12 protein-coding genes are annotated in these 12,605 nt (G+C 62.7%); 5 read left to right on the top strand and 7 right to left on the bottom strand.

Annotated features, from left to right (window positions below; genetic code table 11):
• From X744_RS163095 to X744_RS163110, 4 genes are all read left to right on the top strand, one after another.
• Complete coding sequence (locus tag X744_RS163095) at nucleotides 1-2,328, top strand: xanthine dehydrogenase family protein molybdopterin-binding subunit (protein WP_084025192.1); 2,328 nt, start codon at nucleotides 1-3, stop codon at nucleotides 2,326-2,328.
• 98 nt (nucleotides 2,329-2,426) lie between these two features.
• Complete coding sequence (locus X744_RS163100; protein ID WP_023757903.1) at nucleotides 2,427-3,299, top strand: aldose 1-epimerase family protein; 873 nt, start codon at nucleotides 2,427-2,429, stop codon at nucleotides 3,297-3,299.
• 389 nt (nucleotides 3,300-3,688) lie between these two features.
• Nucleotides 3,689-4,498 (top strand): nucleotidyltransferase family protein, encoded by an 810-nt coding sequence (locus X744_RS163105; RefSeq protein ID WP_023757902.1) that lies wholly within the window; start codon nucleotides 3,689-3,691, stop codon nucleotides 4,496-4,498.
• On the top strand, nucleotides 4,491-5,240 hold the full coding sequence (locus X744_RS163110) for a metallophosphoesterase (RefSeq protein WP_023757901.1): 750 nt from the start codon (nucleotides 4,491-4,493) through the stop codon (nucleotides 5,238-5,240). The genes X744_RS163105 and X744_RS163110 overlap by 8 nt, the downstream gene beginning before the upstream one ends.
• A 42-nt stretch (nucleotides 5,241-5,282) precedes the next feature.
• Here X744_RS163110 and X744_RS163115 read toward each other — a convergent pair whose 3' ends face one another.
• Nucleotides 5,283-5,468 carry a hypothetical protein gene (locus tag X744_RS163115; RefSeq protein WP_023757900.1) on the bottom strand — a complete coding sequence of 62 codons (186 nt, stop codon included), beginning with the start codon at nucleotides 5,466-5,468 and terminating at the stop codon, nucleotides 5,283-5,285.
• A gap of 522 nt (nucleotides 5,469-5,990) precedes the next feature.
• On the opposite strand from X744_RS163115, the gene X744_RS163120 reads away from it, so the two are divergent.
• Nucleotides 5,991-6,746 carry an NYN domain-containing protein gene (locus X744_RS163120; protein WP_023757899.1) on the top strand — a complete coding sequence of 252 codons (756 nt, stop codon included), beginning with the start codon at nucleotides 5,991-5,993 and terminating at the stop codon, nucleotides 6,744-6,746.
• A 50-nt stretch (nucleotides 6,747-6,796) separates the two neighbouring features.
• Here X744_RS163120 and X744_RS163125 read toward each other — a convergent pair whose 3' ends face one another.
• The 6 genes from X744_RS163125 to X744_RS163150 all read right to left on the bottom strand — a co-directional run bounded on the left by X744_RS163125 (nucleotide 6,797) and on the right by X744_RS163150 (nucleotide 12,601).
• Nucleotides 6,797-7,003, bottom strand: coding sequence for a hypothetical protein (locus X744_RS163125; RefSeq protein WP_023757898.1), 207 nt, complete (start codon nucleotides 7,001-7,003; stop codon nucleotides 6,797-6,799).
• Between the two features lie 62 nt (nucleotides 7,004-7,065).
• Nucleotides 7,066-7,371 carry a DUF1236 domain-containing protein gene (locus X744_RS163130; RefSeq protein WP_023757897.1) on the bottom strand — a complete coding sequence of 102 codons (306 nt, stop codon included), beginning with the start codon at nucleotides 7,369-7,371 and terminating at the stop codon, nucleotides 7,066-7,068.
• A 257-nt stretch (nucleotides 7,372-7,628) separates the two neighbouring features.
• Entirely contained in the window at nucleotides 7,629-8,051 is a 423-nt protein-coding gene (locus X744_RS163135; RefSeq protein ID WP_245266444.1) for a sarcosine oxidase subunit gamma family protein, read from the bottom strand.
• Between the two features lie 61 nt (nucleotides 8,052-8,112).
• Entirely contained in the window at nucleotides 8,113-11,067 is a 2,955-nt protein-coding gene (locus X744_RS163140; protein WP_023757895.1) for a sarcosine oxidase subunit alpha family protein, read from the bottom strand.
• Nucleotides 11,064-11,330 carry a sarcosine oxidase subunit delta gene (locus tag X744_RS163145; RefSeq protein ID WP_031259706.1) on the bottom strand — a complete coding sequence of 89 codons (267 nt, stop codon included), beginning with the start codon at nucleotides 11,328-11,330 and terminating at the stop codon, nucleotides 11,064-11,066. The genes X744_RS163140 and X744_RS163145 overlap by 4 nt, the downstream gene beginning before the upstream one ends.
• A gap of 14 nt (nucleotides 11,331-11,344) precedes the next feature.
• On the bottom strand, nucleotides 11,345-12,601 hold the full coding sequence (locus tag X744_RS163150; RefSeq protein WP_023757893.1) for a sarcosine oxidase subunit beta family protein: 1,257 nt from the start codon (nucleotides 12,599-12,601) through the stop codon (nucleotides 11,345-11,347).
• Nucleotides 12,602-12,605: the final 4 nt, after the last annotated feature.

The following is a 12,605-nucleotide window of genomic DNA, read 5'->3' as shown; positions in this document are numbered from 1 at the left end:
ATGCACAAGACCACGACGCTTCGCGGACAGTCCGCCGATTCGACCGGCTTTGTTTCCCGTTCAACGGTGAAATCTTCCCCTCATGTCGAATTCATCGGTCGTCCCGTCGACCGCATCGACGGGCCGTTCAAGGTGACGGGCCGCGCGACATACGCCTATGAACATCCAATCGACGGCGTAGCTTATGGCTATGTCCTCGGCGCTGCCATCGCCAAAGGTCGCATCGCGGAGATCGATATCTCGGACGCCGAAAGGGCACCGGGCGTAGTCGGCGTCATGACGCACCGAAATGCTCCGCCACAACCGGATTTTGGCCCGGCGGTGACACCGACCGTACCGGAGGTTTTCACGCGCGCCCGACCGGCGCTCAACAGTGACCGCGTACGCTACTATGACGAGCCGGTGGCGCTGGTCGTCGCGGAGACGTTCGAGGCGGCGCGCGCCGCCGCGGGACTCATCAAGGTGCGCTACGATGAGGAGGTGGGCACCTACGATCTACAAGCGCATCTCAGCGATGCCTATGCACCCAGGCGAACAAATGCCGGCCTGGCGACGGACAGCGTTGTCGGCGACTTCGAGAGCGCCTTCGCACAAGCTCCGGTCAAGGTCGATGCCACGTATCGGACGCCCTTCGAGCACCATAACCCAATGGAACCGCATGCGACGATCGCCGTCTGGTCAGGAGACGAGTTGACGATCCATACATCGGCGCAAACGCTTGCGAATTACAGGGCAGGCATTGCCACCACGCTCGGCATGCCGCCGGAGCGCGTGCGCATCGTCAGCCCCTTCGTCGGCGGAGGCTTCGGTTCCAAGTTGATTATCCATGCCGACACGGTGCTGGCAGCGCTTGCAGCGCGGGTCTTGCAGCGTCCGGTAAAGATCGCGCTTACGCGCCAGCAGATGTTCGCTAACACCGGCCATCGCGCCGAGATGATCCACCAGCTGCGTTTCGGTGCGGATAGTGACGGACGGCTCACCGGGATCTCGCATGACGTCTGGTCGGCGACGTCGAGCTTCGAGGAGTATTGCGAGCAGACGGCAGCCTTTGCCCGCTCGCTCTACGCGGCGCCGAACCGCCTCACCCGCCATCGCCTGGTTCGACTCGATATCAACCGCGGCGAATGGATGCGCTCGCCTGGCGAAGCGCCGGGCATGCTAGCCTTCGAATGCGCCATGGACGAACTCGCCGAGCGTCTCGGGCTGGATCCGATCGAGCTCAGGATCCGCAACGAGCCGACACAGGATCCGGAGCGCGGTGTGCCGTTTTCGACCCGCAACCTCGTGGCCTGCATGGAGGAGGGTGCGCGTCGCTTCGGCTGGCAGGGGCGGGATCCGGTGCCCGGCCGTACCCGGGAGGGCCGCAAGCTCATTGGCTACGGCATGGCGGCGGCGATCCGTCCGAACTACATCGGCGCGACGACGGCGCGGGTCGCGATCGACCGGGACGGCCAGGTCACGGCACGGCTCGACATGACAGATATCGGCACCGGCACCTATACGATCTTGACTCAGATCGTCGCGCAAAACCTTGGCTTGCCGCTCTCATCTGTCAAGGTGGAGCTCGGCGACAGCCTTTTCCCGCGCACTGCCGGCTCCGGCGGCTCCTGGGGCGCGACGAGTTCGGGTTCCGCGCTGCATCAGGCGTGCAGCATCCTCAAGCAGCGGATCCTGGAAGTGGCACGGTCGAGCGAAGCTTCGCCGTTCCGTGGCGTCAATGTCAGCGAGGCGAACTTCGCCCACGGCGAAGTCAGGATCGGCGAGCGTTCGGCAAGGCTGAGCGATCTCATTCGCGATATTGCCCCGGACGGGTTCGAGGCCGAAGGCTCGGTTGCCGCCGCCAATGCCACCGAAACCTACAAGGCTTATTCCCAGCACTCGCACGGCGCACATTTCGCCGAGGTCGCGGTCGATTGCGATACCGGCGAGATCCGGATGCGTCGCTTTCTGGCAGTGATTGGCGCCGGCCGCATCCTCAACCCGAAAACCGCGCGCTCGCAAATCATCGGCGGCATGAGCTGGGGCATCGGCGCCGCGCTGATGGAGGAGACAGTGCTCGATCGGCGCTACGGCCACTTCGTCAACCACGACCTTGCCGAGTATCACGTCCCGGTCAATGCCGACATCGGCGCGATGGAGGTCGTCTTCCTCGAGGAACACGATGACAAGGCCAATCCACTCGGCGCCAAGGGATTAGGCGAACTTGGTGTCTGCGGGGCGGGGGCTGCTGTCGCAAACGCCGTCTACAACGCCACCGGCGTCAGGGTGCGCGAATTTCCGATCACCCTTGACAAGGTGCTGCCTGGCTTGCCCTTGACCGCCATCTGATCAGGCAAGCACCAGAACGAAGGCGCCGACACGCTCGCCCTTGAGTCCGCGAAGGCTTTTGCTAACCTGGCTGTCCCGCCAGCAAACCGCGAGGACATATGGAACAGGACAGCCAGACGCTTCACGGCGACGGCATCTCGGCGACTGTCGTCGGGCAGGGCGCCGAACTGGTCTCTCTGCGCGATGCCGACAGCACGGAGCTTCTGTGGCAGGCCGGCCCGGAATGGCGGCGTCACTCGCCGGTGCTGTTCCCGATCGTCGGGCGGCTCAAGGGCGACCAGTTGCGCCATCGCGGCCGAACCTATCCGATGACGCAGCATGGGTTCGCGCGCGACAAGCCGTTTGCCTGGGCGCAGAGGCGGCCAGGGTCCTGCACGCTGGTTCTCACCGACGACGCCGATACCCGCGCGCACTACCCATTCGCCTTTCGCCTGGCGGTGACCTACACGTTGGACCGCCGGCAGCTCGGCGTGACCTTCGACATCACCAACACCGGCGACGAGCCGCTTCCGGCGTCGGTTGGGGCGCACCCGGCATTCAATTGGCCATTGCTGCCAGGGCTGGCCAAGACGGATTACCGGCTGACCTTTGCCGAGGACGAGACTGCGCCGATCCGCCGCCTGAAGGACGGTTTGCTGTTGCCGACGCCGCAGCCGACGCCTGTCGAGGGCAATATCCTGGCGCTCTCCGAGCGGCTGTTCGACAAGGACGCGGTCATTCTCGATCGACCTGCCAGCACCAGCGTGCGCTACGCCGCCGAGCGCGGTCCGGCGATCGAGATGTCGTGGCAAGGGGTTCAGGAGTTGGGCATCTGGTCAAAGCCGAGCGGCGCGCCGTTCCTGTGCATCGAACCCTGGCACGGTATCGCCAGCCCGGCGGACTTCGACGGCGACTTCGTCGACAAGCCGGGCCTGATGCTGATCGCGCCCGGTGGGAAGCGCGTGCTGAGCTATCAGATACGGCTGCTGTGACGTGCCGGCAGATCCAGCCACACCGGCGGTGCCCAATGCCTGACGACAGCCCCAGTTCGGCGGTGTTGGCAGCTTTTGTGCCGGCAACTTTTCACCGATAGGAATTTTTTCTTGATTCCGTGACCTCAGCTATGGTACATATTTACCTATGGTGCCGATTCGCGCCAGTGACCCGCCTTACAGGCGGGTTTTTCGTTTGATGCTCCGTCGGCCAACGCACCGGCGAAGGCTGCGAAGGAACCCGGTCACATTGAGGAGAAGGCGCGCGGCGGTCAGCGCCGACAGGACGAGAACGAATCCACTCGACTGCCCCGCCGGCGGAACCGGGTGCGGTTCACGTTGTTACTCCAGCGGGCGGTCGTTGGCCGTCGGATTGGAGTCATCATATCATGACCAATGGTCGTTCACCTGAAAACGTTCTGGTTACGCTTCCCACGATTGATGCAAAGGCCGCGCCGACACTCAACAACACCGAGGCCGAGGTGTTCTATTCGGAGGCGATCCGCGAACTCACCGGCACGGACATTCCTTTTCTTGTCGCTGGAACATACGCCTTAAGCGCCTACACGGGAGTCACCCGCCAGACCAAGGATCTCGATATCTTCTGTAAGGCGGGCGACTATGCGCGCATCCTCGCCCATTTCAAACAGCTTGGATACGCGGTCGAAATCGAAGACGATCGGTGGCTTGGAAAAGTGTTCAAGGGCACGCATTTCTTCGATGTCATATTCGGCTCCGCCAATGGCATGATGCCTGTTGGCGATCTGTGGCTGGAACACGCCCGGCAGACCGAGCTGCTGGGCAACCGGGTGAGAATTATCGGGCCGACCGAGCTCGTCTGGTCCAAATGCTTCATCCAGGACAGGGGGCGTCACGACGGAGCCGATATCGCTCATACGATTCTCAAGGCGCATGACCAGATCGACTGGCACAGGCTGCTTTCCTATCTGGAGGTTCACTGGGAGGTGCTGCTGATGCATCTGCTCAATTTCAGGTGGATCTATCCGAGCGAGCGCGATCATGTTCCGGCTTGGCTGCTCGATGAATTGCTGGACCGTCTCGCCAAGCAGCGACAATTGCCGTCTCCCAGAATGAAGATCTGCCGCGGGCGCCTGCTTTCGCAAGTCGACTACGAAATCGATGTCAAGGAATGGGGCTTTGCCGGCGTCGGCGGCGCGGGAGAATTTCGCGATGGCTGATCGCAACAGGAAGGCCACGCCGGCGGACGGCAAACGCATGCTCAAGATTGCCGCGCTAGGCGACCTGCATGTCAGGGAAGATGGCCATGCCTCTTATCGCGATCTTTTCGGCGAGATATCGCGCGAAGCCGATGTCCTCGTACTCGCGGGCGATCTCACCAATCTCGGTAAGCCTAGTGAAGCGGAGCTCCTCGCCGAGGATCTGCGCAACTGCTCGATCCCGGTGGTGGCCGTGCTCGGTAATCATGACTATGAGTCCGATGCGGCAGAAGATGTCACCAAGATCCTGCGCCAGGCGGACGTTCACCTCCTCGACGGGCAGGCGATCGAAATTGGGGATGTCGGTTTTGTCGGTGTGAAGGGGTTCGTAGGCGGTTTCGGGTCGCGCATGCTTGGCTCCTTCGGCGAACCGGCGATCAAAGCGATGGTCGCGGAAAGCGTCAGCGAAGCAATGCGGCTCGAAAATGCGATGCGGCAGGTCCGCGCGAAACGCACGATCGTGGTCCTTCACTACGCGCCGGTCGTGGAGACCGTTGCAGGAGAGCCGCCGGAGATATTCCCGTTTCTAGGCTCCTCACGTCTGGCGGAAACGATCGATCGGTTCCAGGTCAGCGCCGTCGTGCATGGCCATGCTCATCGCGGCTCCTACAAAGGTCAAACGCCTGGCGGAGCCAAGGTCTACAACGTCGCCATGCATGTGGCCAAGCCGAGCGGCCGTCCCTATGCCTTGCTCGACATCTAATGCGCGTCGGCATGTAGCCTGACCAGGTTCAATCGACCTGGTTCAATTCGCTGCGTTGATCGACTTCGCCAGCTCTTCCAGCTTCTTGGGGTCGTTGCCGTGGCGACGCACCAGTTCGCGGGCTTGCTTGGAGGGCAAATCGGTTGCGACGGCAAGCTGCCGCACCTGGAGATCGTCGATGGCAACCTGCGGCAAGGTGTTTTCGAAATCTGCTGCCTTGTCCTTCATGGCGGTTCTCCTCGCTGTCTTTCCAAGACAACGGCTTGAGAATCGGACCGGTTCCGAAAGATATGCAAAACCCGAAGGCCAAGGCCTCGTCGCGACCACCAGCATGTGCGATTCCACTGCGCAATGATCAGAGCGGTAAGGGGTTTAGCCAGGAACCATGGCGTGGTGGATGAGTTGTCCAGGCTGAACGGAGATGACCTCGATGCCCCAGCCAAGAGAACCCGATCCAAATCGCGATGTACCCATGCCGGCTCCGACGTGGAAGCCTGAGCCGATCGAGGAGCCTGAACCCGAAGGGCTGCCGGACGAAACTCCGCTGCCCAATCCGGACGAGAATGAAGAGCCTCCAGTCCAGGCGACATCTGTTCGCAAGCGCGAGACCGCAAGTCGAAGCAAGCGGACAATTGACGACAACCGCGTTCGTCTCGTACTCGGCGTCTAGGAGCCCGAAAAGAAGCAAGACCAGGCACGCAGCCGTGGTGACGCTTCAAAGCTCGGCTGATTCTTCCAAGGGGAAATTCAATGCCTGAGATCCGTTCTCCTCGTCTCGCTGTTCTTATTGATGCCGACAACGCGTCGTCCAAGATCGCTGATGGCCTGTTCGAAGAGATCGCCAAGCTCGGCGAGGCAAGTGTCCGCCGCATTTACGGCGACTTCTCCGGCGTCCGCTCCAAAGGCTGGGCCGACATCCTCTCGAAGCATGCCATCATCCCACAACAACAGTTTGCCTACACGACGGGGAAGAATGCGTCGGACATCACCCTGGTGATCGATGCAATGGACCTGCTTCACAGCGGCCGCTTCGACGGTTTCTGCCTGGTTTCGTCGGACAGCGATTTCACTCGTCTCGCGGCACGTATCCGCGAGCAGGGGATCGATGTATTTGGCTTCGGCGAACAGAAGACCCCGGAGAGTTTTCGCCAGGCTTGCCGCAAATTCGTCTACACGGAGAACCTGCTTGCAACGACGCAGACAAATAGTGAGGACACAAGCCGGGCCACAAACCCGCTTCAGTCTCCCAGCGCCGCCACGCCAATCATTTCGAAAGTCATCGCGCAGATGGAGAGCGAGGACGGTTGGGTCCCACTCGGTGCTGTCGGCACTCAACTCGCCAATTTGGCGTCGGACTTTGATCCGCGGACCTTTGGGTTCCGGAAACTAAGTGATCTCGTGCGGAAAACGAATTCTTTCGAGATCGACCATCCCGAAGGTGGATCGTTGCGAATCCGCATTAAGCCGGCGGCAGCCAGGCAGGCAAGGTCGAAAGCTCGCCGATGAGCGGGTGTCGACGTAAAGGCCTCTCGATCATGCTGGGAGCGCTTTCGCCTTCAGTCCCTGTCGGACAGCACCGCGACGCCGAAGAGCGCCGCCTTCTTGGTGATCAGTCCTTCCAGGTCCGCGTCCGACCGCTCCGTCCCCGTGCGTTCCCGCAGCGCGGCGATTGCTGCCTTCATCGATAGCAACGCGTTGCATCGCTCGTTCAGCAGTTCGTCGACAGCGGCGGCCACATCGCACGTCTCAACATGCGGCAACATTGAACTGGCTCCTTTCCTATCGGACGGCACGCCTGCTGTCGCTTGGAACGGCGGGCTTGCCGTCAGTCAATAACCTTCACAATCTTGCGTGTGCCCGGGTCGACCAGCACTGTGTGATTGCCGACGACGACATATTTGTATTTGACATCGGGAACATCGATCGACCGAAGTTCGACCGTGTCGGGCAAAGCGGAACCGACACTGAGTTCCACCCCAAGAAGATTGATCGATGCCAGCGGATGCTTATGCACATATTCGCGGATGACCGTCTGCTGTTCGGGCGTGACAATCACCTCGTCCGCGGTGGCCACGCCGATGCCGGCGAGCAGAATAAGCCCGGTGGCGGCAGGAATCAGATGACTTCTCATCGTCTTCTCCTATTCCTGGAAGGGGAGATCCGCCTTTCACTGCTTCGCAAACGGCGAACCCGTCTTTCTAACGTTCACCGAGACCCCTTGTTCCGTGAGCGACGACTAATTGATCGTGCTGTTGAGGTACCGTAGCGGCCCCTCAGCAGCCGCCATGAATCGCTCTGTGACGCGTGAAATTCGCGTGACCAAACGGCGCGGCGGCGTCGGATTCGCACAATGGGATTCTGGGGCGGGATTCTGGGGCGGTATTCAGGCTAGCCGTCGGCGAGCCAATCTTGGAGGCTGCGGGCGAAGCTTCGCGGCGCGACGAGATCGCACGAGGTCTCACTGGTGCGAATCAGGAGTACCGGCACATGGTGGAAGGAAGTCTGCACGGCCCGGCCCGGAGCGGTGGTCGGCGCGTGCCAGTCGACGGCTATGCAGGTTGAGAGAATGCTCGCGATGTCGGCCCCCGCCAGGCTGAAACGCATGCGGCCTTCGCCAAGGCAAACCGAACAGCCGAGATCGGGATCGATGGCAAGGGACGACCCTTGCGTCCCGTCGTCGAGGGCCAGCCAGAGACGGCGCGGTGCAACGCGAATGATGACAAAGTTCTTGTGACGCACCGTCTCTCCGACCGAGGCGGGAAGTTTTGTGCCGAGCGCCGCCGAGAGGCTCGATTCGAATTGCCCCAGCATTCCATCCCACCCCTCGACCTGGATGAGCGGGCAATCGGCAACGGACAGGCTGAAATCTGGGCTAGCCATGCAGCCGTTCTCCTTGCGGATCGAGGAATACCGGCGAGACGATGCGGGCACGCACCGTTTCGGCTTTCATAGGATAGACGGCCACGACCTCGCTTCCCTCCGTCGCGACATCGCCGGCAAGCAGTGCCAGCCCGACATAGTGGCCGCGTTCGGGGCTGAAGGTGACGGAGGTGATGCGCCCGCGTCCGTGGCCGTGAGCTTTCTCGCCTGGCAGGAACAGGATGGCGCCACCGCGCAGGCGCTTTCCGTCCTCGATGCATTCCAGACCGACCAGGCGTTGCCGGTCAGGCGCCAGCAGGGCAGGGCGCCGCCGCAGCACATCGCCGACAAAGCTGCTGCGCTTGCCGACCATGCGGCCAAGGCCGAGATCGTCGAGCGTCGTGCGCCCATCGATTTCAGGCCCTGCGACATGGCCTTTCTCGACACGGAGCGCACCAAGCGCCTCGACGCCGTAGGGCTTCAGGTCGAACGGCCTGCCGGCTTCGAGCAAGCGGCTCCAGAGCTGTTCACCGGCAGTTGCGCCGACGTAGATTTCATAGGCACGCTCGCCGGAATAGCTGAGGCGCACGATGCGCAGCGCGCAGCCTTCCCATTGGCTTTCGTGCAACCCCATATGCGGCAGCGCTTCGTTGGAAACGTCGAGCGACGGAAATGCCGCCCCCAGGATCGCTCGGCTCTTCGGTCCGGCGACCGACATCGCCGCCCATTCATCGCTCACCGAGGTGATGGCGACGCGCAGTTCCGGCCATGCGGTGTCGAGCAGGAACTCCAGCCTCGACAGCACGTCGGCGGCCTTGGCGGTCGACGTGGTCATGAAGAACCGGTTTTCCGCCAGCCGCGTCGTGGTGCCGTCGTCGAAGACGATGCCGTCGTCGCGCAGCATGACGCCGTAGCGAGCACGGCCGACCGGCAGTTTGGCGAAGCCGTTGGCATAGACACGGTCCAGGAATGTGGCTGCGTCGGGACCCTGGACGTCGATCTTGCCGAGGGTGGAGATGTCCATCAGGCCAGCGGCCTGGCGCACATTTCGCATTTCGGCGACGTAGGCTTCGTTCACATCGGCTCCGGACTGCTTGTAGAACCAGGGTCGCATCCAGAGGCCGACTTCCAGCATGTCGGCGCCGTTCGCCAGATGCAAGTCGTGCATCGGTGTGCGGCGGAACGGCTTGAAATGATGGCCGGTGGCGCGGCCTGCAAGGGCACCGATGGCGACCGGCGTGAAGGGTGGGCGGAAGGTCGTGGTGCCGGTCTCGGGAACCGTTGCGCCACGCAGGGCGGCCATAGCCGAGAGGGCCAGGAAATTACTGGTCTTGCCCTGGTCGGTGCCCATGCCGAGCGTCGTGTAGCGTTTCAGGTGCTCAACCGCTTCATAGCCTTCGCGATGGGCGAGTTCGACGTCCTTTGTCGTCACGTCCATCTGGAAATCGACAAAGGCTTTTCCGCCTTGGGCGGACGGGATTTCGCGAAGCATGGTCGTAATGGTCTCGCCCAGATCGAGCTTTGAAGGAGCTGATACAGGCGCCGACTTGCCACAGAAGGATGCAGCTTCAACGCCGGCACGATGACCGCCCTCGATAGCATCGGCGGTCGCATAGTTTCCCATCATTGCGCCGGCGCCGAAACGGTCGGCTGGAAAGGCGCCTGGCACGAAGCCGTCGATGTCTTCGCGATATCGAGGCTTGACGCCCAGATGCGAAGTGAGGTGCACGGTCGGCGACCAGCCTCCGGACACGCAGACCAGATCGCAGGCGGCCTCGGACTGGCCGTACGGTCCGGCGAGTGTCGCGCCCCTGACGGCACGGCCGCCATGCAGGTCGACAATGCGCGTTGCGGTCCGCACCGTGACGCCGATGCGTGCGGCTTCCGCGACAAGCGCCGTTGGCGGTGCGGCGCGCAGATCGGCAACCGTTACCTCTGCGCCGGCTGCAGCATAGTCAAAGGCAGTGCGCCAGGCGCCGTCATTGACAGCAGTGACGATGACTTTCCTGCCCGGCAGAACGGCGAAGCGGTTGAGGTAGGTCCGGGCGGCCGAGGCAAGCATGACGCCGGGCCGGTCGTTGTTCGCAAACACCATTGGACGCTCGATGGCGCCGGTTGCGAAAACGATCGAGCGGGCGCGAAGCAACGTGACTGTTTGCCGAGCTTCGCCGGTTCGCGGCGGGCCGACTTGGTCGCGTTGTTCGACCAGGCCTATGACATTGCCGTCATAGACGCCGAAAGCGCTGGTCCGCTTCATCAGCGTGACGGTGTCGAAGCTTTTCAGTTCGGCTTCGATCTGGTTCAACCATGAAGCAGCCGCGCCGTCCGACCGTTCCGCCAGAAGCTGGCCGCCAAGCAGGAAATCCTGTTCGATCAGCGCTACTCGCGCGCCGGCGGCGGCCGCAGCCCGCGCCGCCGACAATCCGGCCGGACCACCACCGACAATTGCGACATCGGCAAAGGCATGACGAACCTCGTAGCGATCTGGATCCGGTTCGGTACCGGCTCTGCCGAGGCCGGCCGCCTTGCGGATGAAGTGTTCGTAGACCTTCCAGGCGCGCCGCGTCGGACCCATGAAGGTCTTGTAGTAGAAGCCGGCAGAAAGAAACGGCGCGAACAGGCCATTGACGCTTTGCACGTCGAAGGCCAGCGACGGCCAGCGATTCTGGCTTTCCGCAGCCATGCCTTCGCCTAGTTCCAGCGTCGTTGCCGGCAGGTTCGGCTCGCGCCTGCCCGCTGTCCCGAGCGTGACCAGTGCGTTCGGCTCCTCCGGCCCGGCGGAAAGAATGCCGCGCGGACGATGATATTTGAAGCTGCGTCCAACCAGGGTGACGCCGTTGGCAAGCAGCGCGGATGCGAGCGTGTCACCACGATATCCGGCCATCTTTTGGCCGTCGAAGCTGAATTCGACGGGATAAGAGCGGTCGATGCGACCACCGCCAGGTAACCGCTTGTTTTGGGCGTTCATGCTCGCGATGTCCTGGCGAAGGTAACGGAAGAAACGACGTGGTTGCGCGTGTCGCGCTCGACCACCAGCCACTGGCGGCAGCCGATCACGTGCTGCCAGAACTCGCGGTGGAGGCCTGCGGGGTTTTTCCGGACATAGACATAGGCGTACCAGGCTTCCGGATCGGGATCGTCATGGGTCGGACGGCTGACGGAAGCGTCGCCGCCATAGCGGAACTCGTCATGGTCACGCGGACCGCAGCAGGGGCATTCAATGCGCAGCATTTTCTTCCCGCCTCCTATTGCAGCCACGCGGAGGGGCCGGCGCCGGCCTCGTCCAGCGTGCGGCCGGTCCGGAAACGGTCGAGCCCGTAGGCCGCGATCAACGGATGCGGCTTGCCGGTTGCGATCGTGTGGGCGAAGCACCAGCCGGAAGCCGGCGTCGCCTTGAAGCCACCATAGCACCAGCCGCCGTTGAGATAGAGGCCGTCGATCGGCGTCGGGCAGATGATCGGGCTGGCATCCGGCGTCATATCCATGGCGCCGCCCCAATGCCGCAGCAGACGGATGCGCGAGATGCACGGCATCAAGGCGATCGCCGCCTCCGCCACTTCGCGCACGACGCCGAGATTGCCGCGCTGGGCGTAGGAATTGTAGCCGTCGAGATTGCCGCCAAAGACCAGCCCGCCCTTATCCGACTGGCTGACATAGAAATGATCGGCGCCGTAGGCGACGACATGGTCGACCAGCGGCTTCAGCGGTCCGGTGACGAAGGCCTGCAAGACATGGCTTTCGATCGGCAGTTCAAGGCCGGCCTTGGCGCCGAGCACGGACGTATGGCCGGCGACGGCAAGCCCGACCTTGGCGGCGCCGATCCGGCCTTTCGTCGTTTCGACGCCGACGATCCGTTCGCCATCGCGAATGAAGCCCGTCACCTCGCAGTTCTGGATGATGTCTACGCCATGGCCATCGGCGGCGCGCGCATAGCCCCAGGCGACGGCGTCGTGCCGCGCCGTGCCCGCGCGACCCTGGAAGATGGCGCCATGGATCGGAAAGCGGGCTGTGTCGGAAAAATCGAGATAAGGCACCAGGCGGCGCACTTCGTCTCGATCGAGGATGTCGGCGTCGATGCCATTCAGCCGCATGACGTTGGCGCGGTGGCCGAAGCCGTCGAGCTGATCGGCCGAATGCGCGGTGACGAGTTGGCCGCGCTGCGAAAACATGACGTTGAAGTTCAGCGCCCGCGACATGCCTTCCCAGAGCTTCATCGAGAATTCGTAGAACTGGGTGTTGCCGTCGAGCAGGTAGTTGGAGCGGATGACGGTGGTGTTGCGGCCGACATTGCCACCGCCGATGTAGCCTTTCTCAAGCACGGCGACATTGCGAATACCGTGGTTCTCGGCGAGGTAGAATGCCGTGGCGAGGCCGTGACCGCCGCCGCCGATGACGATCACATCGTAGGACGGTTTGGGCTCCGCCGCCCGCCAGGCGCGCTGCCAGTTCTTCTGGCCGGACAGCGCATTGCGGAAAATCTGGAATGCCGAGTAAGGCGCCATCCGT

This window comes from Mesorhizobium sp. LNHC252B00 (assembly GCF_000502955.1).
Taxonomy (GTDB): domain Bacteria; phylum Pseudomonadota; class Alphaproteobacteria; order Rhizobiales; family Rhizobiaceae; genus Mesorhizobium.
The sequence above is the reverse complement of the archived record's forward strand: the minus strand, read 5'-3'. Positions and strand labels throughout refer to the sequence as shown.

Coding starts and splice junctions, on each gene's coding strand:
- X744_RS163095 (WP_084025192.1), top strand. CDS start 1: ATGCACAAGACCACGACGCTTCGCGGACAGTCCGCCGATTCGACCGGC.
- X744_RS163100 (WP_023757903.1), top strand. CDS start 2,427: ATGGAACAGGACAGCCAGACGCTTCACGGCGACGGCATCTCGGCGACT.
- X744_RS163105 (WP_023757902.1), top strand. CDS start 3,689: ATGACCAATGGTCGTTCACCTGAAAACGTTCTGGTTACGCTTCCCACG.
- X744_RS163110 (WP_023757901.1), top strand. CDS start 4,491: ATGGCTGATCGCAACAGGAAGGCCACGCCGGCGGACGGCAAACGCATG.
- X744_RS163115 (WP_023757900.1), bottom strand. CDS start 5,468: ATGAAGGACAAGGCAGCAGATTTCGAAAACACCTTGCCGCAGGTTGCC.
- X744_RS163120 (WP_023757899.1), top strand. CDS start 5,991: ATGCCTGAGATCCGTTCTCCTCGTCTCGCTGTTCTTATTGATGCCGAC.
- X744_RS163125 (WP_023757898.1), bottom strand. CDS start 7,003: ATGTTGCCGCATGTTGAGACGTGCGATGTGGCCGCCGCTGTCGACGAA.
- X744_RS163130 (WP_023757897.1), bottom strand. CDS start 7,371: ATGAGAAGTCATCTGATTCCTGCCGCCACCGGGCTTATTCTGCTCGCC.
- X744_RS163135 (WP_245266444.1), bottom strand. CDS start 8,051: ATGCTGGGGCAATTCGAATCGAGCCTCTCGGCGGCGCTCGGCACAAAA.
- X744_RS163140 (WP_023757895.1), bottom strand. CDS start 11,067: ATGAACGCCCAAAACAAGCGGTTACCTGGCGGTGGTCGCATCGACCGC.
- X744_RS163145 (WP_031259706.1), bottom strand. CDS start 11,330: ATGCTGCGCATTGAATGCCCCTGCTGCGGTCCGCGTGACCATGACGAG.
- X744_RS163150 (WP_023757893.1), bottom strand. CDS start 12,601: ATGGCGCCTTACTCGGCATTCCAGATTTTCCGCAATGCGCTGTCCGGC.